Genomic DNA, 24,185 nt, shown 5'->3' on the forward strand with positions numbered 1-24,185 from the left:
GCCTTTTTGCATTTTTGTTGATGCTCAAGCACTATTTATGAGCGGCGCCAGATTCACGGCGATGCAGGAAAAGCTCAACGTTGTTATTGAAGAACGTCGTGAAGATGCTGAACGTGAAGCGGCTGAACGAGCAGAGCGTGAACGGAAACGTCAGGAACTGCTTCAGTTAATCGCCGGAGAGGGTTTCTCACCGGAAGAACTGCTTGGCATTACCGAAGATGCGCCAAAAACACGTAAAAAAACGTTACCAAAAGCGCCGCCCAAGTATCAATTTGAAGAAAATGGTGAAACGAAATACTGGTCTGGTCGTGGGCGTGCACCAAAACCGATTGCTGAAGCACTGGCAGGCGGTCGCTCTCTTGATGAGTTTATCATCAAAAAAGATGCTTCCAGCTCTGCTGGCGACGAACATTAATATAATAAGCCTCTGGTTTACGCAGGAGACTTTTTTGATAAACAGGAGGATGTTTTGAGTCTGACATTACCATTAATGTATTTCCAGACAGGTGCAGATCTCAGCAAAATCACACATCATGAAGTGCACTATCAGGACGGCTTTGTTCAGCAGGCATGGTTGCAACCTGAAATACAACTATTTGTTGTGTGTATCGCCAGGAAAAAAGGCTCCCGTCGCGAGATTAAAGGTGGAATGGCCGTTCTGACCAGTATTCCGGCCAGCAATGGAGCGGAGTTGGCAAAAGCGTTGGATAACGTTATGCGCCAGTCTGATGAATTGCGGCCACTGGCAGGGAAAGACGAAAACGTATTTATCCCAGCCAGAATTGGAATTTCTGGCGAAGAACCGCCAACAGAGCAAGAGCTTCTAAGTGTCTTTTACCAGCAATGCCTGAAACATGGCTCATGGGGCAGTGCTTGATTTCTGTTACATAAAGCAGGGATACCCCCTGCTTACCTTTCTTGCCAGCAATATTACGCGCTCGATGCTCTCCCTGGGCTTGATATTGCCAGGGGATGGCGTCAGCACAACCCGGGGCACGCTGATTCGGGTGTGATTCTGATTTGGGACGGAGAGGTGTATTGCTGGAAAAATATTCACCGCGCCCCTCAGCATGAGCGCCCCAGAGTGATAGCGGTAGATACTGAAGATAACGTGTTTATTGCAGAAAGTGGCAATGAATATGACGGCGCGAAATGCTGGGTTGTCTTTCAGGAGTCCTGATGATGACGATAGCCACAGAACGCGCTACAGCGAGCTACAACAGGCGTTTGATTTCTATAACCAGCGCCTTTTTGACGGTGAACTCCCCGAGTGTCTGATTACGTTCCAGCGCGTCACACAGGATCTGTTTCAGGGGAAATTTGCTTTGAGCTGGTTTGATCGCTTCTCTGTCCAGGTTGAACAACAAAAAGAGATGGCCGCCGTCATCGAACAATGGCGGGAAACTATTGCTCAGGCACATCAAAATGCTGAACCGGGATTGATATTGAAGCGGTGCTGTCAGTGTCACCGTAGAACGGGAGCAATGATAACGATCTGTTTGTTGCGGCTTTTGAGAACAAGCCAAAAAGGAACAAAGTCAAATATCAGTGTCGGGGTGTGGTGCTGCTGTCTGGGAGAAGTCCGGACTGAATATTGAATGCGGCGATTGCGAGCTGCCTTTCATCGAAAATTAATCTCTATTTTCATTGTATTTCCTGATGCTTTCTCATAAGTTCTCGTGTCCAATCCCACCCGAAAAAACTCAGATTTCACGTAGCGCACCACCGCTCATTGAGCGGCTTCTCAACGTGACTGGTAATCAGGATTATTGGTTTCCAATGTAATGAACGATGGATGTATCAAATTCTTTTATTGCATAATAGCATATTTATTACAAAATGATTTAAACGCAGATGATTATATTCTGTATGGTTATTTATGTCTAAATATATAAATTAATAAATTTTAGAATAAAAATGTAGAATCGCAAATAATATGATTGTGCTGTTCTTTTTTTGTGAAATAAATCTATGTTTGTATATTTTTATAAGGAATATTGTTTTTTATAGTGATAAAAACACTTGTGAATTAATCACAGTAATAGGAGGCGTAAAATGCGTACTGGTAATGCAAACTAATGGAAAAATATAAATGTCCATTAAATGCCACCCTGTACAGGGTGGCATACAAAAGTTATCTGCGAGGTTTATTTATGGATTATATATTGGGTCGCTATGTCAAAATTGCTCGATACGGGAGCGGTGGATTAGTTGGTGGAGGCGGAAAGGAGCAATATGTTGAGAATTTAGCGCTTTGGGAAAATATTATAAAAACCGCATATTGTTTCATAACCCCATCGAGTTATACTGCAGCGTTGGAAACGGCCAATATACCTGAAAAAGATTTCTCTAATTGCTTTAGGTTCCTTAAGGAAAATTTCTTTATTATACCTGGCGAGTATAATAACTCTACTGAGAATAATCGTTACTCTCGTAACTTTTTACATTATCAAAGTTATGGTGCTAATCCTGTTCTTGTGCAAGATAAACTAAAAAATGCTAAGGTAGTAATTCTTGGTTGTGGGGGTATAGGAAATCATGTGTCTGTTATACTCGCAACGTCTGGTATTGGCGAAATTATACTAATTGATAATGATCAAATAGAAAATACAAATTTGACAAGGCAGGTTTTATTTTCAGAGGATGATGTCGGTAAAAATAAAACAGAAGTTATAAAACGCGAGTTATTAAAAAGAAACTCTGAAATTTCGGTGTCTGAAATCGCTTTGAATATAAACGATTACACTGATCTTCATAAGGTACCAGAAGCTGATATATGGGTTGTTTCTGCAGATCATCCATTTAATCTGATTAACTGGGTTAATAAATATTGCGTTAGAGCAAATCAGCCCTATATAAATGCTGGGTATGTTAATGATATTGCAGTCTTTGGTCCATTATATGTTCCTGGTAAAACAGGATGTTATGAGTGCCAAAAAGTCGTGGCAGATCTATATGGTTCAGAAAAGGAAAACATTGATCATAAGATTAAGCTAATCAATAGCAGATTTAAACCGGCAACATTTGCACCTGTGAATAATGTTGCCGCTGCATTATGTGCGGCAGACGTAATTAAGTTCATTGGAAAATACTCCGAGCCATTATCACTTAATAAAAGAATAGGCATCTGGTCAGATGAAATAAAAATACATTCCCAAAATATGGGCCGTTCGCCTGTTTGCTCTGTGTGTGGAAATAGAATGTGAATACTGCAAATATTTTATCTGTGAACTATGGAGCTTATAATGCTATACGTATGTTAATTGGTGTCTACCATGCAGCATTTCTTATATCTACAGGTGTCACTATATCTCAACTTGCTGTTTTACAGATCGTTTTTTCTGTGACAGTGCTGATTCTTGATTTTCCTTTATCTGTCATTGCAGACAGATTTTACAGGAAACAGGTTGTAGTTAGTGGCGTATTTTTTACTATATTATTTTACCCTCTTTGTATTCAGTCTCCTGATATGCTGGCATTGGTTTTTTCTGAAATATTTTATGCCATTGGTATTTGTTGTATATCTGGGGCTATAGAGGGATGGGTGTTAAGTGCTCTGGATGGTAGAAATGAAAAGTTTACCTTATGTGCTCATTTATGCGAAAGGGTATCTTCCTTTGGGAGTGTGATAACTGGTGCTGTTGGAATATTAGTTGTCTACTTCTATGATTCTTATAAATCTGGCTATATAGTATCGTTCTTCTTGATGTTTGTTGTCTTTATCGTTTTTTTATGTGTGAAAACTAATGGCAGTGGAGGTGAAAAAGAAGCACGAGATAGTATTATTAAACAGGCAAAAGAGAGTATTGGATTGATAACAGGAAGTTATAATGGGACATATTTTTTATCTATAACATGTATGTTTACAATTGGTATACAGGTAATTTATCATTTTTGGCAGCCAATTATGCTATCTGGGGAAAGTATTGGCTCATTATCAAAAAGAGAGCTTATAACTTTACTGATGTGTCATATTGGTGCATTTTCAATGCAATATATAGCAAACTATCTTATGCCAAAGATAGATGTAAGGTGTAAACTTTATATACTTGTTTGTACATTATGTTCATTTCTTAGTTCAATCGCCTGTATTTTACTATTTATGTTAATAACAGATAATAAGGTTGTTCTCGGCGTAGCTATTTTCTCTATAATCCATGGGATGATTTCAACAATACCTGTTGGAGCACAGAATATATTCATAAGCAGACTTAATGGCAATTATAAGAATATTATTTCGGGAGCTCTTGGTCTTGTTTCTCTTTCATGTCGTGTTGCTTCCATTTCTGTGTTGGGAGTTATATCTGTATTACCAGGTAATATGCCTGTCACCACTTATATATTTATCTCTGCAATTGCATGTGTACTGTGCGGTTGTTTGTTCTTAATGTGGTCCTTTAAAAAGGAGATGGTATGACGATTAAACATGCTGAAGAATTGACGGAAGAAGTTATTTTAAATATGAATTACCCTGATTTTGTTGCTCTGATGCAACAGGATAACACTCCTCCTGGAGCAGAGTACACCATAGACTACTGGATCAAGCATGGATGTATTAACAAAAAGTCTCACCTATTAGATTTAGCATGTTCCACGGGTTTTAGTTCACGTGAATGCTTCAAAAAAGAAGGTGCATCTGCAGAGGGTATTGATATATCTGAATCAGCTGTAATGGTCGCAAATGAAAAGGCAAAAAAGCTTAAGGCTAATAATTTATTGAAATATTATGTAGCTGATGCTTGTGATTTACCATTTGAAGATAACTCTTTTACACATGTTCTCGGTGGATGTAATTTTGCATTTATACAAAATCGGTTAATAGCTTTGAATGAAACTCATCGATGTTTAAACCACATGGGAAGCATGTGCATTTCAAATTTTTATTACAGGCGTAAAATATCAGATAAACTTATCAATGATGTATATAATGCAATAAATTTCAGACCCAATCCTTTGTGGACTTTGGAATACTGGCATCAGTTTTTTTCTGAAAGATTTACTCTTGTTTCAGAAGAAAACCATGAGATGGAATCTCAAAGTGAAGATGAGTTAAAAGCCGATATTTATGATTACATTTTCAATAGAAATGAGTTTACAAAAGGTTTGAATGGTTCACTTCAGAATGTATTTTTTGAAAGATTTTTAAAAATACGCAGACCATTAAATATCCAAAGAGATTATCAGGGAGTTACATTGCAAATATGGCGCAAAAAATAACACCATCTAAAATTGTTAAACATGCCCGGGAGTTAATTATTAAGGGGATTGAATCGGGCGAAAACTCATTTGTCATTTTTGATGTAGATGGAGCTCTGGAGCGTCTGGATCATTACAGGTGTCAACTTAAGAGTTTTTTCCCCAACAGTAGTATCGCATATTCATATAAGTCAAATAATCTGGCACAATGGTGCCAGATTATCTCAGGTAAAGGTTTGTATGCAGAGGTGTGCTCTGTTGATGAAATGAACCTCGCCAAAAGAGACGGTTTTAAGCGGATTGTTTTTGATGGCCCTTTAAAAAAAACGAGTGAACTATTAAAGGCAATAGAGATTGGGGCATTAATTGAAGTTGACAATATTGATGAATGTAAAAGACTTAATGAACTATGTAAGTTGCATAAGCTGACATGTAGAATTCATTTGAGATTATCGCATTACTATGATGATAATTTATCAAGATTTGGCTTATCTGAAAGTGAGGCTATTAATTTACTGGAGATGTTGATCAGTAAGTCAGAGTATCTCATTTTAGACGGGTTCCATTTACATGTTGGCTCTAATCTACCCAATGCGGAAAAAATATGTAAAGCTATTATACAGTATCATGAGTTGATTCTTAGGTATATGCCAGATGATGGCACTCTTAATCTTGGTAGTGGGATACCTGCAGATTCTTTCTCAGCATCCAGTGATAACCCAACTCCATGTCCGGAGGTATTTTTCTCATCGATATATGATACAATAAAAAATTGCTTCGGTACTGTATGTGATAAATGGAACTATATTTTTGAACCAGGGAGACATCTGGTCGAAGACTTTGGCTACTTTATAGGGAAAGTTATTAGTACTAAAAACAGGTATGGTGTTAAAGTTGCTCAAACTAACATTGGTATAAACTGGATACCTTCGATCAGAAATTGGGACCATTCATTTACATTGTTTCATAATCATAACCATATTTCAGATGATAAATCTGATGAGTATATTATTGCTGGATTCAATTGCTTTGAATGTGATTGCTTGTTTCCTTCAGTTATTCTTCCCAGTAACTTATCTGATTATTTATTTTCTGTTCGAGGGTGTGGTGCTTATGATATGCAAACAGGAAACCAGTGGACGCGTAATCTTTATGCTGTATATACCATAACAAATGATGTTGTTAATATATCAAGGATTCACAGAAGAGAACTTGATTTCCGGAAGTATGATGTATCTCTTACGCCATCAGGAATAAAAGTAAATGATGAAATTACATTATTGTATCCAGCGTTAAAATACGCTGAAGAGTTATATTTGCTCATTAATCAAAACAAAATAAATTTCATTAAAAGCATGGCATGGCCAGCGTTTGTTAATAACATTTCTGATTCTGTTTCTTTCATTGAGCAATCAATGATTGATAACCAGAATGAAAAAGCATTAATCCTCTTTATTAAATACAAAACTAAGATAGCTGGCGTTGTATCGTTTAATATTATTGACCATGCCAATAAAACAGCATATATTGGCTATTGGTTAGGTGCTAACTTTCAGGGGAAGGGGATTGTAACCAATGCTATAAATAAACTGATACAGGAGTATGGGGATTCGGGCGTTATAAAAAGATTTGTTATAAAATGTATTGTTGATAATAAAAAAAGTAATGCCACGGCATTGAGGTGTGGCTTCACCTTAGAAGGTGTTCTGCAAAAAGCAGAAATACTCAACGGTGTATCATACGATCAAAATATTTATTCAAAAGTAATTGGTTAATACTGTATGGCGTAGTATTCTACGCCATTTTGTTTATGTCTGTGAGATGATAATATTTATTTCTCGGTAGATAGATATTGTTCTGTTATAGATATATTTTTGTTGTCAAAGTCAATAGCTAATTTTACACCAAGTGGAAGAGTTAGCATTGGATGTGTATGTGAACAATCAAATCCATCCAGTACAGGAATCTGTTTCCCATCTAATACCTCTGTTAATACTTCATATGGTCTGCGTTTACTTCCTGCACAATCAAAAAGCTCATGTTTCCCGAGTATTATTGCACTAACTTTATCAAACACGCGATTAAGCTTTAGCATAGAGAATAATCGTTCAATTGTTGCAATGCTTTTCCGACTGTCCTCAATAAACAATATATCTCCATTAAGAATTTCAGGCATCCATTCACTCCCCCATATACCTGTCAAAGTATTTAGATTTCCTCCAATTACACGCCCCTCAACTTTTCCGGAACCATAAAAGGCACAGTTGTTTTTATATAGCTTCTTAGGCCTTAATATCTTGTTTTCATTCCAGTTTATGCTCTCATCACTCCACTTTTCAGGTAATGTGTAGGTATATATTCCTGATTGTTTTCTTGTTAGTATTTTAATAAATGATTCATATGTTATATCCACAAGAGGTGGATGTTCACCAAACGAAGGAATAAGAGCTGGTCCATAGAATGTTATTAACCCTGTTTTTGCATATATTCCTGCTAATAAAGCAGTTGTATCTGAGTAACCTATGATAATTTTGGGGTTTGCAATGATAGCATCATAGTCCAGAAACGGTAGTAGTGAATTACTGTTATCTCCACCGATCGTTGACATTATACAGGTAATATCAGGATTGTAGACTAACTCATTAAATTCTTGAGCTCTTTCTTTAATAGTACCTGAACGATAAAAATCTGTTTTACCGGTAAGCTTCCCTGATACCAGCTTAAATCCCTTTCTCTGAAGAAACTCAACTCCCCGAAAAAAACGATTTTTTGCAGTAACTGTTGCCGGAGCAGATGATGAAAAGAAACCAATTGTATCTCCTACTGCCAGGGGAGCGGCCAGTAGTGGATGAGATTGTATCATCATGAGGATTTTTCCTTTCCATTTAGTGTCAAAATGAACCCGTTTTGAGATATGTCAGTAGCACTTTCAGTTTATGGGCTTTTTTTGAAAATCGCAGTGTTCTCTCGTAAATTTTCTCGTCCAATCCCCCCCGAAAAGCCTCAGATTTCACGTAGCGCACCGCCACTACTGTATCCATCAAAAAAACTGATAGCTTTTTTAATCATCTGTTGTGCTGCAACTTACTGAAAAAAATGGATTCATGAAAACGCCGATAACGGTATTGATCTGTTGGCCAACGCGATCAGCAGTATTGGTCGCAACAAAAAATGAAAGAAAAATCCCTCAAATGAAGGGGAAAAAACGGAAGTACAGCTGAACGACAGGCACAAAAAAACCCGACTGGTAATCGGGCTTTTTTGTGTTTTCCAGCCCTGAGTTGGTGGCTCTGACTGGAGAAGGTTACTCTACACCTAACGTTTACATTTTATTCACTATGGTGCTGTAAAGCAACTAAATGTGGTTAAGGAACCACATTTAGTGGTGTAACGGGTGTTTTGTGTAGCGTATAATCAGTCAGTTAGTCATGTAGTTGACTTGCAATCCTGCTCTTCCCGTATCTGCGGGTATGAACGATTTTAAAGTCCTGGCTGGATAAACAGGTGGTGCTGTATTCGGTGCTCTGGCAGGAGGAGGTCACTCTACACCTAACAATGCGAGAGAGCCGTTGTGACAGGCAGTGTATGAGTAAGCAACGGTGATTTCCTCCAGTTTTACTGGAGAAACGGATGATTAATTTGTTAATCATCGTTCTCAGGGCTGTGGTCGCCGTTGCAAACGCGCTGATTGCAATTCTGGAACTGATTCGCCAGTTCATCGACTGATGACAGCGGAAACGTAACTAAGGGCAGGAAGTGAACCGCTTCCTGCCCTTTAACAAAGGAGGATTTATGGATTTTATGAGCATTTTGGGGCGCTGTTTACTTCTTCCTTTCCCTGTTGCGATGTTTGTCGGTTGCCTGTTTCTAGGCATTGATGATCGTTTTACTGGAATGTTCATGAGTTTTATTGTCGGTTGTCTATCGTGGTATATCACCAAGCCAAAACCGCAAAAGGCTGAGGTCGCGTAAGCGGCCTTTTTTACGCCCCTCGTTTAATTCCTCGCCCGACTTGGATATACACTCATTCTGTCCAGAAATAGTATTGCGGCTAATCAAGCCAATTCCTACGTCTTTTCGCTGTTGCACGATCTAAAAGAAAATATGGGAAAATTTCATGAAAGTATGGTACTAAAGGGTCTTTAATTCCTTTATCTTGTTCCTTCAACTGCACAGTATCTCGTAAAAACCAACAAGCCGGTTGTTTAAAAAACGCTCTTAGCGTAGGATGTTTTCCATTTTCCAAGTGAAACCCAAGTACGATGCCCGCGAAAAAGACAGCCCTCTTATGAAGAGGGCTGTTATCTGATATAGGCTTGTTATGGTCTCACTCTTGATTAATCAGGTGTATGTACAACCTTGGTGTACACAATCGATTATGCAGCTTGATGATCTGAAGTGTTACCGGAAGTATCTTCGGTTCGTTTTTTGTTTGTGATGGATTCACTTTTATCTCGCAAGGCTGAGTCTATGACGTTAAACACCTTTTCCCACCGAGAAATCCAACCGCATATAGGTTGAACACGACATCTTTCCAGGAAGAAATTTAATAAGTTAGTTTTTTTATTATCTTGCACTTTGAATGGTTCAATTACATCATCGGCATCAACAGATTTTCCTCCGATAAACCACGACGGATGGGTTTCCATTGCGTCAGAAATGAAATCGTCAGGGAAGAGGCCTTCAATAGCAAAACCACTTCTTACAGAAATATAGTCTTTATTTGACTCAAATCTAATTTGTTTTTTACCAAAGTAGCTTTGTAATCTGGTTCTTTCTTTGACCCCAGCTTCATCACCGTCAAAAACAGATATTACGGGGACATCTTTAGAAATAAACTCGTAGCACCCTTTCAAGAATCCTCCAAGTTGACTGACTCCACCAAACTCATCAACTTTAGCACTCCTCAGAAAAGGCCATCTGTTCTTAAACTCATCATGTTCAGATGTCAATTTCAATATTGATTCTATATATTGTTTGTCGGTGATACCTTCAACGAAAACTGCACTACTTGATATGTTAAAGAAATCAGAAAATCTGACCCCAAGATTTTCTCTTATGCTTGCAACTGCATTAAATCTTTTTTCATGCTTTTTATCTTTTGTAACACCGGCGTCATCTTTATATAACTCAATGATCTTACTTGGCTCATCACTGACAAATGATAAGGAATGAGTTGTAATAAGAACATAAGCAACATCCATCAGTGATTTGAAAATGTGATTACATGACCGGCCTAATGAGGGATGCAAGAAAGACTCAGGCTCCTCAACCATCCAAATCGTTTTCTTACCTAGAGTAAGTTTTCTCTCTGAAATAGATTTAAATGAAGAAAATAAAGATAAGCATTGTAGCCCCATACCTTTACTCGATATCACATTCTCAATAGTATCTTTTATTGAAACCTCAAAGCGACCAAATAACTCATCAAGAGATGGCGGAGCTTTAATCATAAAGCTACAGTCATCTATACCGCTTAGAATCATTTCATTTGTTATCTTTTCAGACACTTCCAACAGTTTATCATGAATCACTTGAACCGATGTTTTCATGGCTGAAGCTACTTCACTCCTAACATATGGAACTAATAGATTATGATATATATCATCAATACTTTTTGACGATGGTATATACACACACTCAAAACTAGAAAGTATTTTTTCTATGAACCTTCTTTCAACAGATGTATACATGGAGGAAGTTACTTCAGGTTTCCTCTTGTAACCTTTAAAGACAGTGTAGAAGTAATTGTTTTTATTAGATATTGTCAGATGTACGGTCACTTCGTTTTGAGGTGAACTTAACCTGGAGTCATCAATCATGTTAAATAGCTGCAAATATCTATCTCTCAAACTTAGCTTTCTGCCTCTTGATTGAGTTGGTTTTGATTCTTGTTGTTTAGAGCTGCCATCATCAAATGAAATAGAATTACTAGGTTCTTCTTGCCCCCCTAAAACACCAAGTTCAATAATCGAGTCATCATCGTCATCATCATCGTCTTGGCTCAAATCCTCAGAGACATCATCTAGCTCACTTTCAGAAAAAGTAAATCTTACAGCAAAACTAGTTTGTCCTTGCTTAACACCATGTGGCTTATCTTTTTCATAGTCATATAAGTCAGGATTAAATTTTCCTTCAAAAAAAACCCTCATAGCTTTTAATAGGTTTGTTTTACCACTGTTGTTTTGCCCAACAATGGTTAATCCATTAAAGTTATCAGAGGATATCTCCCCTGAAATAGACCTATACTGAGAAACTTTAAATGATACTATTTCCATTTTTCTTCCTACGATAGAATGTTGCTCGGATTATCGACATTTTTTCCCAAGGCTTTAACTGTCCTTCGCTACTTGGAGAAATGGCTCTTCCTCCACTGTTCTGCTTTATTTTCGCCAGAAAGCCCACCATGCATGTTGTTTGTCCTGAAGTGCTGCTTTATCCTGAAGCAATTCAGCACTCACTGCCCCCTGAAGCACAGAAACGGCGTTTCTCGCGGCATTGCGACAGGAATCAATAACCTCTGGTTCGTTGGGCTTTCTGAGCAGGATAAATTGCGATACTTTGGACTGAGTATCAAAAGCATAGATTCGCAATTCAGGGGAGGATGTCAGGCTTACAATATTATGTAACCGCATATAATTGGTGTAGTCCTCGCTACCTGGATTACATGATTCATAAAGATATTTCTGCATTAGCGTTTGCGATGAAGAAAGAAAATCTATATAGCGGTCAGTTTTTTTATCTATATCCCGCAGTCGCTGAGCTATTGCATCTTTTCTTATTTCGTGGCAGTGTGTTAATTTCAGTGTAATCCAGCCACCAACAATGGTGATTAATGCACCCAGCCCAATTTTAACGGCATTATCAGCCACATCTACCCACTCAGTTGCCATCTGTTACACGTTCTTCCTGTGATGATCATGGTCGCTAGTATAATTCTCCGGCTGACTGGACATACAGCATTTTCTGTCTAGCACCGAAACGTTATAAACCTTTGTTCAAATTCCTGATCTCTGGCATCATCTTTTCGTACATCTTTTCAGTTGAGTTAGCGCAATAACTCTGTAGGTATTTATAGTTTTCTTCGAATTTCGGAAGGTTTTTAGCTAAAGTGATCTGTTTAGGTAAGGTTCCGGTAGAATCGTTGACCACATCAAACACTATCGGATTATGTTTATGATCTTCATCAACTAATTTTAATGTAGCTACAACAGGGCTTTTATCCATTGCCCCGTTAACTAGTTGTCTAATTTGGAATTTTCTCGCAAAAATAAAATTAATTAGAGATGGACTGTCACTATTAAAAGTTATATTCCACGTCAAAGGCATTGCATCACATAATCCTTCTGAGATAAATTCACCATCAATAGAACCATCTTTATCAACAAATAATTGTATAGTCATAATTGATTGCGGTTTATCTAGTCCAAGATCCCCACTATTAATAATATATTCAGCATCTGTTGACCATTTTCCGGTAAGGAATTCTCTTTGATAAAGAGCAGCATTCAATTCATTTTTATATGGTAGGTAAAGTCCCACTGCTGCGATAACCACCCCAAATGCAGTGCATAAGGTTGTGATTCGTCCACTCATTTTTTTCCCTTATCTTCATATGTAAAATTTATAACCAATTGTACATTAATAGCCTCCTTTAGTAATCCCCCGCCCATATTGGACATTTTGTTTTTTTGTTTAGACTCAATTAGTTACAACATTCATATGTTTAGTTCCTTTATCCTGTGCCCTGTTCCGGCATATGTGCCCATATCCTAGGTTATTCAGGATAATCGCTTCCTTTTCGTCCTGCCCGGCGTTCACTGGTGTTTACGGCAGGGAACTTAACCACCGGACGGGTGGAAACATGTGGATTTGTGTGTGGCTGGAGGTTTAATGCTAATGTACGCGTACACTAGCATTAATGGGGAGGGAGTTAACTCTCTTTTATTCTGGATGCCTTGATTCCCTCCTGATACAGACGCTTTACCCGTTCAATTTCGTCCAGCGTTGCCGCCCAGTGCTGTCTTGCCGCATGACGATATCTGGCAGCCATTTTTTCCACGGCCTCCAGGGTGCTGTCGTTGCTGCGGTGCTGCCGCTCCTTATCCCCGAATAATTCCACAATCAGCCACTGGCTCCCCGTTCTGCCAAACAACGCATTGCACAACCGTTTAACGGCCAGCGGTGTTAAATCCGGGTCAGGGTCATATGCTATGGTGGCAAAAATAAACCGCAGCATTTCCGAGGTTTTGTAACGCTTCACCGCTGCCGCCAGACGTGCGCCACGTTGCGGGGCTTCCCAGCGTTCATCGCTGTATCTGGTCAGTTCTGAAAGGAAATCCCTTTCAAGATTTTCAGCGGTGTAACATCTGCCACCGAGAAACATACGCATAGCTTCTCTGGTTTTGTCTCTCATGTATTATTCTCTGGATTAATGCTAATGTATGCGTACATTAGCTTTAAGCCGTATCAATAGAAACAAATATCATGGTTCGTAGAACCTCCATACAGCGAACTTTTGCAGAAACTGAGCGGGGGTATCAGGGATTCCCCCCCCTGAGCGCGTCGTTTATACACGGAATTTATTACGTGCATACATCGCTGTCGTGCCCTGTATTTCAGAAACACTCTTCGGGACAGACACAAACGTGTCTTTCCGTGTGCCATTGTGTGTGAAGGGCTGATTCAGTCCGCTGCCTCTTGCGCGACTTTCCCTGCCCTGTCGTTCATTCATCATGGACAAAAATGCATTATCGGAAAAAATGTCCAAAATTTTTTTGTGATCAGAATTTTTGTTGTCGGACACACCTTTGCTCCAAGTCATAATTGCTGACACATCCCCAAAAAACAGGAGCGGAGATTTAAAAATTGAGTCACTTACCCCGCCAACATTTTCCAGATTTCACGTAGCGCACCACCGCTACTGCATCCATCAACAAAAAATGACGTTTTTTTAATTACTTTGTATGCTGCAACTTACTGAAAAAACGGGATTCATGATAATGTCGGTAACGGCATCGTTCTGGGGGCGCTAATCTCGCTTCTTGAACTGATTCGCTACCTTCTCCAGTTGATGGGCTGATGGCGGAGACGTAACTAAGGCCGGGGGCTAACCACCACCGGCCTTTAATAAAATCATATTTTAGTTACAACATTCAAATGCATTAACTAAACACCACACACCCAACCTCCTGAGTTAATATCCTGCCTTTCAGATATATTAGCCCCCCACCCCCTCTACTTACTGGATTTTTGCCCGGTTTTACGTTTTAGCGCACTGCTTATTGTGCCACGGCTGCACCCTAGCACTTTCTGTACCTGTGTCCAGGAGCTACCGCTTTCTATCAACCTGATAATTGCATCATGTCTGGCTTGATTAGGTTTACGCCCTTTATATTTACCGTCTTTCCTTGCTTTCTCTATCCCTTGTTTCTGGCGTTCCCGACGTTGTTCATAGTCCCTTCTGGCAACTGCGGCCAGCATATCCAGCAGCATATCGTTAATGGCTGCAAACAACCGGCTGTCAAACTCACTCATACCAGAATTAATCCATGTCGTCGGCACATTCACCGCCATAACCCGAATGTCTTTCTGCCGGATCATTTTCTTCAACGTATTCCAGTCTTCCCCTGACAGTCGGGAAAGTCTGTCCACATCCTCGATAAGCAAAATGTCATTTTGCTGGCAATCTCTCAGAAGACGGAAGAGTTCCGGGCGGTCAAGACGGGAGCCGGATTCATTCTCAATATAATAGCTGCAAATGATCAGGCCTCTTTCCCTGGCAAAAGCCTCGATAGTTTCCAGGGCACGCGAAGCATCCTGTTCTGCTGTTGAAGCTCTCAGATAAGCGCGGACAAAGTTTGTTGGTGCATTTGAAGTCATATTAGAGAACCAGTTCGCATAAGGTCACACAACTATACCCAAAATGAACCAGAAAGTGGATCGACAGGAAAGGCACACTCTAAAAGAACCAGAAAACAGACCTCTGGTCATAAAGTGACAATGTCACATGGAAATTTACAACATAAAGATGATGTAAAGACAAGTGCTGATTTATCATATAAAGACACTGTAAAGACACACTAATCTTTACAATATAAAGACAACATAAATACATAATTGTCTTTATTTGTGCTTTACATGGTAAATCCTATGTAATATAAAGACACTGTAAAGACAAAATCATCTTTACGGAAAACACACAATGTAAAGACAAGACGATCTTTACATAATCTTTACATCGTAAAGAGAGGAATTCTCAAATGGGTAAAATCTTGCTTGTCGTATCAGATAAGGGTGGTGTAGGAAAAAGTACCTACGTGGCTAACACAGGCTCAATGCTGGTCAATAAAGGTAAGTCGGTAATTATCCTCAAGACAGATAAAAACCACGATCTGTTGAGCTGGAACGAAAAGCGGACAGATAACGGCTTACTCACTATCCCGGTTCACGCAGCTTACGGAAACGTCAGCAATGAAATTAAGCGACTTAGTAAGCTGTGTGAAGTCCTCATTGTCGATTGCCCCGGCCACGACAGCCAGGAGTTCCGTAGCGCCCTGACAGTATCAGATATCGTGGTAACACTGGTTAAGCCGTCCTCTGATTTCGAAAGCGAAACACTGACCAGTGTTACAGAGAAAATCCGCACCGCTCAGAAAGCTAACGCAGCCCTGGAACCGTGGGTGCTGTTCACCAGAATCAACTCAGCAAAACCCCGCCACAGAAAAGCGGCCATTGATCTGGATAAATTACTGCGGTCGGACAACATCTGGATTCAACCTCTTAAAACCCGGATATCCGAGCTGGATGTGTATGAAAGCGCCTGTAATGAAGGGGCAGGGGTACATGACGTTAGCCGGGCATCAAGCCTTTCAACAGCGAAAGCACAGATTGAACTAGTAGCGCAGGAAATTGGAATTTTATAGTAATATCAATACCATCTATAAATCTTTACATTGTAAAGACAATATAAAGACAGTATGATATTTACTATTAATGCATACCGTACAAGGGGAAATTGTCATGGCTTTAAAACTAAACCGTCCGAACATCGATGAATCTCAGCAACCAGCAACAAACGCAGAAACCGCGCGTTTTATCTCCGGCGCTACCAGAGCGCCTGTAGTGGGTAAACCAAAGTTGATGAACTTCAGACTTTCAGCCCATTTTGAGGACATACTGGAAGCTGAAGCTATCAGAACAGGGCAGAGCAAAACAACCGTTCTCAAAGCAGCGCTGGCGATGTACAACAGCCAGGATGAAAACATAAAGAATCACTGGTTACTGGAATCGGCAAAATTCTAACCATAGAAGTATGGATGATTATCTATGAGATATTTAACCGAATTAATCTGTCAACTCTACAGGTTGACAGATCACCATAAACTGACCGCTGCAACGTTTAAAAATCTTGCTGATATTAAGTTAGTTGAACCTACAGCGGATGCAGACACCATATTGCAGCTTGAAAATATATTTAGCGAATACTCACTAAGATATATTGACAGGGATCTGGCTGAAATTCTGAGTAACATAATAACTACAGATAAAAACCACTCTCTGGATTTTGATTTTAACAAGATACAGTCTCTGACTGCCTCGAAAAGTTTCGGTTGTGGATGGAACAAAGTAATAAATGGTAGTTGGTTCAAAAACCTTTATTCATGGGGGGAAGGGATGTATCCCGCCAAAAACCTGAAAGCTGAAAACATTTCAGACTGGGAGGATAATATATGGCACATTGAGCATGAAGGTTTCAACCCTCGCGATCCTATTAATGTTAAATATTACTCTTGGCTTGACCGATATGTAGCTTTAAACAGTGGTGGTTCACATCATGCAGCAATGGTTGTATATCAATCTGTCAGAGACAAATTAGAGTATAAAAGAGAAGCGGTTATTGAACAACTGAGCATAAATTCAAACACCGTTGAAATACTTGGCCAGAACTACTATTCATTCATATTCCAGATAAAACACCCTAGTAATAAGACAGAAAATTATACATCAGAATATGAATTTACAGATGCTTTAAAAGACTTTGGACAAAATAGGCATACCACACTTAAACCTGTTAATTACGTTTCTAACATAAAATTAGCATTTATTCCCAAAGATGCTTTAAAAACAAACAGCGAGACATTCCGCAACTGGTTTTATTCTGCAATTAGCTACGGGAAAATAATATCACTCCCTGATTATCTGAAAAATCCAGCACATTATCATACATATCATTACTCACATGAACTAGACTCGATAACACTTGGCAACCCAAGCAGAAAATATAAACTGAGAGGAGATTCTTAGCTTTTATATAAAAAACCAATGTTATCATTTGTCAGAAGATCGGCGAGGGTAGTACATTCAAGAACCACAATATTTGTTCCTTCCAACAAACTGGCATCAGGTATCTTATCGAAGCTGATAATCATCATTGGCTTGCGTTGTGTTAAATCAAAGATTACTAATGGAAGTATTACACTGTTAATTAATTCAAACTCTTTAAAGAAAGCATCAGTGCCATACTCACTGGCTGGAAAAAGAATCTCACTTAATCTCACACCATAAAAAACATGGTAGTTTTCTTTAAGGTTATCCTTTAAAATATTAACAGCCTTCGCATATTTATCAGTAATAAATTCTCTCACCTGATATTTCATAAAATTCTCCGACAAGAACCGACTGTAGGTCACCGGGCAAACGTTGCGGAATGGCGTCAGAGACGTCATTTTGCGGTGTTTGCCCTATCCTGCATCGCAGTGAAAAGGCAGGGGCTGGCATAACGACTAAGTAGCGTCATTACTGGCTCGTCTCGCTGCTGTTCTCTGTGCTTTCGCCCGCAGGTTCGGGAACCAGTAACTTGTGCCAGGGCATGGTTTTGTTGAGCAGCTCCATCAGCGGTTCAGCCAACAGACCAAAAATCCAGGTTGCCGTAATCACCGGTATAGTCAGATTTTGTGGCGTCCATAACTGGTGATCGAGATGATACCAGGTTATGACACACAGAATGCCACCCAGCCAGAACACAGCCCATTTAAACGCGCCAAGAATGGCTAACACAAAAACAGAGATAAAATGTAAAACACTGGCGACCAGAAGACGAAGATAAAACCAGGTCCATCCAAGCCACTTAACAAAAGTGCTCCCTGTTTTCACCGCAAAACGTTTCTTACGTTCTCTGGCGATTTCTTCCCTGAATTTACCGCGTTCGTCCCCTTGGGGGAATTGATAGATTTTAGCCATGAGTTACCTCATTTCGATCTCAAAACGGACTTTGCTGACTCTTCTACCCTGCCTTTCAGCATTAACACATTTAATGTTTTTAACATCTGTCCTTTCTGTTATTTCATCAATAGCTATATTGATTCCATCTCTTTTAAAGAAAGAAAACTTTTGATTTTGAATATAACCTATTTCTTTCTTAAGTTCATCTACACCTATAGTGAAAGATTTAAGATGGCTAAATTTTATCAGTTGATATAAAGGCCATGAGTATCTTCCTTGAAGAGACAAAGCAGATTTTAGAGGAAGCTCGGTAACCTGATATTTACGGGCGTCTATCGCTGTAATATAATTTATCGTCTTAGACGAAAACATAACACGAAGCAATCCCTCATTCGAAATATAGTCACAATGTGTAATTAATTTTTTATTTCTTGAAAAGAAATCTGCTGCATCCTTCATTTGCTTATATGCGACAGAACGATCAACACCAACAAATTCTGCATACTTATCAGCCCGGATCAATAGCGACTTATCCGATTCAAGTTTATTTTCAAAGTAATAATATAAACAAATAAAAAAGACCCTTCTTGCCGAAAATGACAGTTCATTAACTAACAGATTTAATCCGCTATTATATCTAATGATTTTATCGTAGTTAACATGCCTCATAGTAGATGAAAAAAGAGAAGGACAAGATTTAGTAGCTAAAGCTCCTGATCCTGTCTTTCTTCTTATATGAAGAGCCTCATTTATTTCTAGTACATCCAATAAGGTTCCATCTTCCCATCCGGTATTTTCTATCATACTGGCAGGAATGATAATTACTGCCGCACCACCTTGTTTATGTAATTTTATTTGCTCCATAGTGTATTTACCTTTATATATTAAGCACCTCTGAAACCATACGGTATTCTGGTATCAAGTCCTTCGCTTTCTTTATCTATTTTATACGAAAATCTTAGCTTTGATGCTCTTCTTGCGACTCTCTCAATAATTTTAACTTCGAGATGATTAATCTCTGTATATTGATTTATTTTTTCAATGTTTTTTTGCAGAAAAACCTTATTAAAATCCTTAAAATTCTGATAAAGGTAAACTTTTTCGCCATTATCTATTCTGAATAATTCAAGTTCATCCTTTAATACATCTACTTCAATGTCGAAAAATGTCTTTTTACCACTGCTGTATTGTTTCCTGATAAACTGATAAAGCATATTTGAATTTTGATCAGCGAGTCTTACAGACGATATCAAAACCTGAGTAGTGTAAGAATCCTTTAACATCGTGATATATGGCTCAATGACATGTGAAAAAGCAATATCAATATATCCTTCACTTTCAACATAATCACAAAACGCAGTCAGGTTCATAAGCCTGACTGCATCAGAAGGTAATTTACCTCTCTTCTTCGTATGTCCAGAGCTTTGATTGCCCTGAGCTGTGAGAAGTTGATTTCGAGGAATGCGAATAACACTAGCCTGAAGTTCTTCTGCCCCCTCTTTTAACTGCCGGTAAGCACCTGTTACATCAATATCAGCGATAAATGCATATTCCCGAGCCGTAATACGAAAGGTTGCTCCCTCAGATAACTCTTCACGTGAATCAATCTGCGCCATAGCCATAAACAAAATTCTTCTGGCAGACAAAGGCAACGATGAGAATGTGCTGTTAATTTCATTTCTGTGGCGAATTTTTGTTTTCTTTGTAACGCTCAGTAAGTTCATACATTACCTGTGTTTTTTAAGTCCTGATGGTGAAATCATAACCACAAAAGCGGAAATGTGTAAAGTGGTTTATCCACCTTATACATTTCCACCAAAACACAGATCACATGAAAGAATTTTTATCATTTATATTCAATATGATAGAAATGCGCAGGTATCCACCTTTTAACTTTTACCGTTGGATTGGAACGCTATAAAGAACTAAAGAAATGAAGATGCAAAGAGATGAATATCTGAATAAAAACAGTAAAATGCGTACCCATCCACCTTTCAGTGCGTACCCATCCACCTTTCAGTGCGCAGCCATCCACCTTTCATGAAAATTACAGTGCGTACCCATCCACCTTTCAGTGCGTACCCATCCACCTTTCATTTTGAGGCGACAAAAAACAACACCTATCTTAATGAAATTATTGATAAAAAAGCTGGCACAATGTTTGCAGAATAAGTTAAAGTAAGTTAAAGATCTTAAAGTAGATCTACCGATCTACATTTAAGATCTTAAAAACAAGAAGTTTAATAAGCAAAAAAACACAAAAAATCTGTGGATAACTCTGCTCAAAACAAAAAATTCACAGTGCCTGTGGATAACTTTGCGTAAACCCAGAGGACAGATCACTCTGAACCAGGACAACCACACATAAAAACAATATGCTCGCTTTTTAACCACTGTGCGTAATTGCCTGATGTTATCCCTGTGCTGTTCCGCTTCCTCGCTCACTAACTCGCTACGCTCGGTCGTTCGGCTGCGGCGAGCGGTGTCTCCTTTCTCAAAACCAGAAGAGTTCAGATCATACGATCCGTTGATTGATCCTTTTTGGATCTTCCACTGAGAAGCCCTGAATCGCTTTCTGCAGCTTCGTTCAGTACAACCATAAGAAAATCCATGTGAAATCGAAAAAATCGCTCAGAATGCGATACAGCGCGTTTTAGAGGGTATTTACAAAACAGTCGTTGCCTTGAGGAAATTTTGATCAAGATTGAACTCCTATCCGGATCATAGCAACAAGGCCGCTAAAAAGCGTTGAGCGGCGTTAAAAGCCGTTAAACCGTAGCTGACTACAACGAAACGGGAAAAAACGCTCAGAACGCGTTACAGAGCGTTTTAAGGCGATGTCGGAAAGAGCCATATCTCACCTGTTCTGATGTTTTTCTCAACATAAGCACTTTTAAGAGTGCTTTTAAAGATGCTATTATGCCAATGAGACAAGCGGAGGGCTTATGAGCTATCAAATTCTGACAACCACAGCGGCCAGTATTACTGACCTGAAAAAAAATCCTATGGGAACCGTAGCTGAAGGTGAAGGGGACGCTGTTGCGATCCTGAACCGAAACGAACCGGCGTTCTATTGCGTTCCACCAAAACTTTACGCCTACTATCGGGAACTCGCTGAAGATGCTGAGTTAAACGCTGTTGCTGATGAGCGCATGAAAAACCCGGAAATTGTGAAGGTTAACCTGGATGACCTATGAACTGGCTTTTGACCGTAGAGCACTGAAGGAATGGCAGAAACTCGGCCACACCATCCGTGAACAATTCAAAAAGAAACTGGCAGAACGGCTGGAAAATCCACGCGTACCCGCAGCCCGGTTACATGGTCATGCTGATCGCTATAAAATTAAACTTCGTGCATCTGGCTACAGACTTGTATATCAAGTCATTGATGAGAAAGTCGTTTTACTCGTTATTGCCGTTGGAAGAAGGGAAAGCAGCGAAGTCTATCAGATCGCAGATTTGCGCTAAGATTAATCATCAAATGATTGACTGTTTACAGTCAGAGCGAGAGCATTAAAAATTTGCAATACCTGCAAATGCAGGTATAATAAAACACAAGAAAGGGAAACAGGTTCTCTTTCATCCAGAGCCCAAAGTGGGCGGGAGGTTAAAAATGCAAAACTACGCTAAATCTGTAGCCACAGAGATTTTACGTCAACTTGGTGGTAATCGTTTTATTGTTATGACTGGTGCTAAAAGTTTTTCTTACTTTGATGAAAACGGTGAGTGTGGGTTAACTTTCCGTTTGCCGTCAAATTTTGCAATGAAAGGCATCAACTTAGTAAAAATTAAACTGGATTTTACTGATACGTACCAGGTGAAATTTTCTCGTGTACGTGGTGCTGAAGTTAAAGATATTTCAAGATTCGATAATATCTATTGTGATCAGTTAGCGCGTTTATTTACACAGGAAACAGGGTTACATACCGTGTTATAGATAAAAAGGGGCATTAAGCCCCTTTTTTAGTTATGAGGAATAATATGGATAAAGATAAGATAATTAAGAAAAACAGAGGTAATTACTCCTATGTAATCAGAACGATGGATGAAGATGGGGATACGGTTTTTCACGTCTTAAAATATGTTAAGACGATTGATAAAACTAAAAGCAGGAAAACAGTAAGAAAATTGATAATGGACGAAAAACTCAACCTGGCATCATTGATGCTTCTGGATAATTGGGTTTTGTGTGATTGTCTGACAAAAGGGGATGAAAATGCAGAATAAACCTACACCTGAAGAAGTAAAGAATGCGCGGGTTGCGGCAGGTCTTACTCTTAAAGAAGCTGCTGATATTTTTGGTTATCAACTGAATTCCTGGCAGATGAAAGAAAGTGCAGGTAAGGCCAGTCGTTCTTTATCTATTGGTGAATATCAGTATTTATTGTTATTAGCAAATATGCATCCGTCTTACAGGCTGGTAAAAAAATAACTTGCCATACCTGCAAATGCAGGTATAATAAAACACAGGAAAGGGAAACAGGTTCTCTTTCATCCAGAGCCCAAGCTGGGCGGGAGCTAAAAATGAAAGTATTAACTTTTAAAAATGATACTGTCTCTGTTGGTGATATCTTTGTATCATCATGGGGCTATGAGCAAACCAATGTAACCTTCTACCAGGTTCTTTCTGTTCACGGTAAAAAAACCGTCACCGTTCGCGAGATTCGCGCCAATTCAGAATATACCGATTCAATGGTCGGCTTTAAAACTCCCGTTTTAAATGATTTTACTGGTGAATGTTTTAAGCGTCAGATAAAAGATTTTGGTGATGAGCTGGCAATCAAAATCGAAGATTTTGAAACTGCGTATAAAACTCTACCGGAAGAAAAACATCGATTTTCTTCTTACTACTAATTAATCAGGGGGGATATTCCCCCTTTTAGTAAAGGTCTGAAAATGGAAAGAGAGTTTAGCGCAAAAGCATCATTAAACCGAAATATAAAATTTTGGTTTGAGCAATGTGGATTATCTAAAGAAAGAGTTATTCATTGTATTGATAACTGGTATGACCTTGCATACCCACCATCAGAACAGGAGAAAGTTAGAACAGGAGAAAGCAAAAAAAGAAGCAATTGAGAAGTTAATAAAGTAAAGATAAAGATGGTATCAGGTTGTGGGGCAACCTGATACCGTGACACCTGATTCTATTGCGAGGAATAAAATGTCGGAACGCATATTATCAGCAATAAATGACGTTGAAAAGGGTGGGCGTCCGGTTTTCCCTTTGATGCCATTCCATGTCTTTCCTGAGTATATGGCATTACTCAGAAAAGCACTGGAAAAAAAGACACAAAAGAGAACAGATAAATAAACCGGAGGCTTTATGACAAAACATGATTTTGTGTCCTTTGTCAGTGGAGAATTGCGGCAAGGCGCTGTACGCTTTTCTCTTGCTTTTAACAGCAAAGGAGAAATTGTTCTGCACTGGACTAATAAAGCAGGAATACGAGTCTGGCGGATATTAAGTGGTAATCGTGGCAAAAAACCAAGCAAAGCTAACCTTGAAAGAATGAGTAACTTCCGGCGCTGGCTTTTTGATGCCCGTCAGGGCATGGAAGGCTACACTCAGCAACCTGAACAGAGCAACCTTAGCTGAATAGCCGAAGCCCTCCCGTATTTCGGGAGGTGCTTTCTGATATATTGCGCGGGACTGCGCTTGCGCTTCCTGCCAGACCGTTCGCGTAGCGAACCTGACGGCACTGTCCTTACCGCATTGATCGGGTTTCCGGTCGCAGACGTACGTATGTTCAGCCATGACAACATCA

General features: G+C 39.2%; 32 protein-coding genes. 22 read left to right on the forward strand and 10 right to left on the reverse strand.

Annotated features, from left to right (window positions below):
* Positions 1-10: 10 nt before the first annotated feature.
* The 7 genes from HBM92_RS24850 to HBM92_RS24880 all read left to right on the forward strand — a co-directional run bounded on the left by HBM92_RS24850 (position 11) and on the right by HBM92_RS24880 (position 6,971).
* Positions 11-415 (forward strand): H-NS family nucleoid-associated regulatory protein, encoded by a 405-nt coding sequence (locus HBM92_RS24850; protein ID WP_050545925.1) that lies wholly within the window; start codon positions 11-13, stop codon positions 413-415.
* A 54-nt stretch (positions 416-469) separates the two neighbouring features.
* Positions 470-877: a hypothetical protein gene (locus HBM92_RS24855; protein WP_001546356.1), complete on the forward strand. Its 408-nt coding sequence runs from the start codon at positions 470-472 to the stop codon at positions 875-877.
* Between the two features lie 256 nt (positions 878-1,133).
* Positions 1,134-1,598 (forward strand): hypothetical protein, encoded by a 465-nt coding sequence (locus HBM92_RS24860; protein WP_001443073.1) that lies wholly within the window; start codon positions 1,134-1,136, stop codon positions 1,596-1,598.
* Positions 1,599-2,078: 480 nt separating this feature from the next.
* Positions 2,079-3,206 carry a HesA/MoeB/ThiF family protein gene (locus tag HBM92_RS24865; protein ID WP_000417394.1) on the forward strand — a complete coding sequence of 376 codons (1,128 nt, stop codon included), beginning with the start codon at positions 2,079-2,081 and terminating at the stop codon, positions 3,204-3,206.
* Positions 3,203-4,417 carry an MFS transporter gene (locus HBM92_RS24870; protein WP_001090465.1) on the forward strand — a complete coding sequence of 405 codons (1,215 nt, stop codon included), beginning with the start codon at positions 3,203-3,205 and terminating at the stop codon, positions 4,415-4,417. Before HBM92_RS24865 ends, HBM92_RS24870 begins: the two co-directional genes overlap by 4 nt.
* Positions 4,414-5,217, forward strand: coding sequence for a class I SAM-dependent methyltransferase (locus tag HBM92_RS24875; RefSeq protein WP_000152799.1), 804 nt, complete (start codon positions 4,414-4,416; stop codon positions 5,215-5,217). Before HBM92_RS24870 ends, HBM92_RS24875 begins: the two co-directional genes overlap by 4 nt.
* The gene (locus HBM92_RS24880; protein ID WP_000057520.1) at positions 5,202-6,971 is read left to right on the forward strand and encodes a GNAT family N-acetyltransferase; all 1,770 of its coding nucleotides are present in this window, start codon (positions 5,202-5,204) and stop codon (positions 6,969-6,971) included. Before HBM92_RS24875 ends, HBM92_RS24880 begins: the two co-directional genes overlap by 16 nt.
* 56 nt (positions 6,972-7,027) lie before the next feature.
* Here the strand turns inward: HBM92_RS24880 and HBM92_RS24885 are convergent, their stop codons facing one another.
* Entirely contained in the window at positions 7,028-8,062 is a 1,035-nt protein-coding gene (locus HBM92_RS24885; protein ID WP_000973426.1) for a S66 peptidase family protein, read from the reverse strand.
* 764 nt (positions 8,063-8,826) lie between these two features.
* On the opposite strand from HBM92_RS24885, the gene dqlB reads away from it, so the two are divergent.
* Both dqlB and HBM92_RS24890 read left to right on the forward strand, forming a co-directional pair.
* On the forward strand, positions 8,827-8,922 hold the full coding sequence (dqlB, locus tag HBM92_RS25640; protein WP_000609147.1) for a DinQ-like type I toxin DqlB: 96 nt from the start codon (positions 8,827-8,829) through the stop codon (positions 8,920-8,922).
* 66 nt (positions 8,923-8,988) lie between these two features.
* Entirely contained in the window at positions 8,989-9,168 is a 180-nt protein-coding gene (locus tag HBM92_RS24890) for a hypothetical protein (RefSeq protein WP_000347020.1), read from the forward strand.
* 404 nt (positions 9,169-9,572) lie between these two features.
* Here HBM92_RS24890 and HBM92_RS24895 read toward each other — a convergent pair whose 3' ends face one another.
* The 4 genes from HBM92_RS24895 to HBM92_RS24910 all read right to left on the reverse strand — a co-directional run bounded on the left by HBM92_RS24895 (position 9,573) and on the right by HBM92_RS24910 (position 13,612).
* Positions 9,573-11,474, reverse strand: coding sequence for an AAA family ATPase (locus HBM92_RS24895; protein ID WP_000407093.1), 1,902 nt, complete (start codon positions 11,472-11,474; stop codon positions 9,573-9,575).
* A 105-nt stretch (positions 11,475-11,579) separates the two neighbouring features.
* Positions 11,580-12,089, reverse strand: coding sequence for a hypothetical protein (locus tag HBM92_RS24900; protein ID WP_000190051.1), 510 nt, complete (start codon positions 12,087-12,089; stop codon positions 11,580-11,582).
* 91 nt (positions 12,090-12,180) lie between these two features.
* On the reverse strand, positions 12,181-12,792 hold the full coding sequence (locus HBM92_RS24905) for a hypothetical protein (RefSeq protein WP_000016733.1): 612 nt from the start codon (positions 12,790-12,792) through the stop codon (positions 12,181-12,183).
* Positions 12,793-13,129: 337 nt separating this feature from the next.
* Positions 13,130-13,612 carry a hypothetical protein gene (locus tag HBM92_RS24910; RefSeq protein WP_001546353.1) on the reverse strand — a complete coding sequence of 161 codons (483 nt, stop codon included), beginning with the start codon at positions 13,610-13,612 and terminating at the stop codon, positions 13,130-13,132.
* Positions 13,613-14,212: 600 nt separating this feature from the next.
* On the opposite strand from HBM92_RS24910, the gene dinQ reads away from it, so the two are divergent.
* On the forward strand, positions 14,213-14,278 hold the full coding sequence (gene dinQ / locus HBM92_RS25925; RefSeq protein WP_100225788.1) for a damage-inducible type I toxin DinQ: 66 nt from the start codon (positions 14,213-14,215) through the stop codon (positions 14,276-14,278).
* 155 nt (positions 14,279-14,433) lie between these two features.
* On the opposite strand, the gene HBM92_RS24920 is transcribed toward dinQ, so the two are convergent.
* Positions 14,434-15,078, reverse strand: a complete 645-nt coding sequence (locus tag HBM92_RS24920) for a recombinase family protein (protein ID WP_000203201.1) — start codon at positions 15,076-15,078, stop codon at positions 14,434-14,436.
* 380 nt (positions 15,079-15,458) lie between these two features.
* On the opposite strand from HBM92_RS24920, the gene HBM92_RS24925 reads away from it, so the two are divergent.
* The 3 genes from HBM92_RS24925 (at position 15,459) to HBM92_RS24935 (ending at position 17,502) form a co-directional block, all read left to right on the forward strand.
* Positions 15,459-16,121, forward strand: coding sequence for a division plane positioning ATPase MipZ (locus HBM92_RS24925; protein ID WP_000516402.1), 663 nt, complete (start codon positions 15,459-15,461; stop codon positions 16,119-16,121).
* 97 nt (positions 16,122-16,218) lie between these two features.
* Entirely contained in the window at positions 16,219-16,500 is a 282-nt protein-coding gene (locus tag HBM92_RS24930; protein ID WP_001185482.1) for a hypothetical protein, read from the forward strand.
* A 24-nt stretch (positions 16,501-16,524) separates the two neighbouring features.
* Positions 16,525-17,502: a DUF6685 family protein gene (locus HBM92_RS24935; protein ID WP_001269914.1), complete on the forward strand. Its 978-nt coding sequence runs from the start codon at positions 16,525-16,527 to the stop codon at positions 17,500-17,502.
* On the opposite strand, the gene ddp1 is transcribed toward HBM92_RS24935, so the two are convergent.
* The 4 genes from ddp1 to HBM92_RS24955 form a co-directional block, all read right to left on the reverse strand.
* Positions 17,499-17,924: a DNA distortion polypeptide 3 gene (ddp1, locus tag HBM92_RS24940; RefSeq protein ID WP_000202958.1), complete on the reverse strand. Its 426-nt coding sequence runs from the start codon at positions 17,922-17,924 to the stop codon at positions 17,499-17,501. The genes HBM92_RS24935 and ddp1 overlap by 4 nt on opposite strands.
* A 70-nt stretch (positions 17,925-17,994) precedes the next feature.
* Positions 17,995-18,438, reverse strand: a complete 444-nt coding sequence (locus tag HBM92_RS24945; RefSeq protein ID WP_001074379.1) for a hypothetical protein — start codon at positions 18,436-18,438, stop codon at positions 17,995-17,997.
* A gap of 3 nt (positions 18,439-18,441) precedes the next feature.
* Complete coding sequence (locus tag HBM92_RS24950) at positions 18,442-19,284, reverse strand: replication initiation protein (RefSeq protein ID WP_000435063.1); 843 nt, start codon at positions 19,282-19,284, stop codon at positions 18,442-18,444.
* Positions 19,285-19,304: 20 nt separating this feature from the next.
* Positions 19,305-20,144: a replication initiation protein gene (locus HBM92_RS24955; protein ID WP_001546350.1), complete on the reverse strand. Its 840-nt coding sequence runs from the start codon at positions 20,142-20,144 to the stop codon at positions 19,305-19,307.
* Positions 20,145-21,365: 1,221 nt separating this feature from the next.
* Here HBM92_RS24955 and HBM92_RS24960 point away from each other — a divergent pair.
* The 9 genes from HBM92_RS24960 to HBM92_RS25000 all read left to right on the forward strand — a co-directional run bounded on the left by HBM92_RS24960 (position 21,366) and on the right by HBM92_RS25000 (position 24,016).
* Positions 21,366-21,617, forward strand: coding sequence for a type II toxin-antitoxin system Phd/YefM family antitoxin (locus tag HBM92_RS24960; protein ID WP_000121743.1), 252 nt, complete (start codon positions 21,366-21,368; stop codon positions 21,615-21,617).
* On the forward strand, positions 21,607-21,888 hold the full coding sequence (locus HBM92_RS24965) for a type II toxin-antitoxin system RelE family toxin (protein ID WP_000220560.1): 282 nt from the start codon (positions 21,607-21,609) through the stop codon (positions 21,886-21,888). Before HBM92_RS24960 ends, HBM92_RS24965 begins: the two co-directional genes overlap by 11 nt.
* 145 nt (positions 21,889-22,033) lie before the next feature.
* Positions 22,034-22,357, forward strand: coding sequence for a hypothetical protein (locus HBM92_RS24970; RefSeq protein WP_001181903.1), 324 nt, complete (start codon positions 22,034-22,036; stop codon positions 22,355-22,357).
* A 44-nt stretch (positions 22,358-22,401) separates the two neighbouring features.
* Entirely contained in the window at positions 22,402-22,647 is a 246-nt protein-coding gene (locus HBM92_RS24975) for a hypothetical protein (RefSeq protein WP_000356548.1), read from the forward strand.
* Positions 22,637-22,852 carry a hypothetical protein gene (locus HBM92_RS24980; protein ID WP_001180116.1) on the forward strand — a complete coding sequence of 72 codons (216 nt, stop codon included), beginning with the start codon at positions 22,637-22,639 and terminating at the stop codon, positions 22,850-22,852. The genes HBM92_RS24975 and HBM92_RS24980 overlap by 11 nt, the downstream gene beginning before the upstream one ends.
* A 92-nt stretch (positions 22,853-22,944) precedes the next feature.
* The gene (locus HBM92_RS24985) at positions 22,945-23,274 is read left to right on the forward strand and encodes a hypothetical protein (RefSeq protein WP_000866648.1); all 330 of its coding nucleotides are present in this window, start codon (positions 22,945-22,947) and stop codon (positions 23,272-23,274) included.
* Positions 23,275-23,316: 42 nt separating this feature from the next.
* Positions 23,317-23,496 carry a hypothetical protein gene (locus HBM92_RS24990; protein WP_071526261.1) on the forward strand — a complete coding sequence of 60 codons (180 nt, stop codon included), beginning with the start codon at positions 23,317-23,319 and terminating at the stop codon, positions 23,494-23,496.
* 85 nt (positions 23,497-23,581) lie between these two features.
* Positions 23,582-23,731 carry a hypothetical protein gene (locus HBM92_RS24995; RefSeq protein WP_000003880.1) on the forward strand — a complete coding sequence of 50 codons (150 nt, stop codon included), beginning with the start codon at positions 23,582-23,584 and terminating at the stop codon, positions 23,729-23,731.
* Between the two features lie 12 nt (positions 23,732-23,743).
* Entirely contained in the window at positions 23,744-24,016 is a 273-nt protein-coding gene (locus HBM92_RS25000) for a hypothetical protein (protein ID WP_000160399.1), read from the forward strand.
* The last annotated feature ends 169 nt before the right edge of the window (positions 24,017-24,185 follow it).

It is taken from the genome of Escherichia sp. E.sYA108 (assembly GCF_011754335.1).
Taxonomy (GTDB): domain Bacteria; phylum Pseudomonadota; class Gammaproteobacteria; order Enterobacterales; family Enterobacteriaceae; genus Escherichia; species Escherichia coli.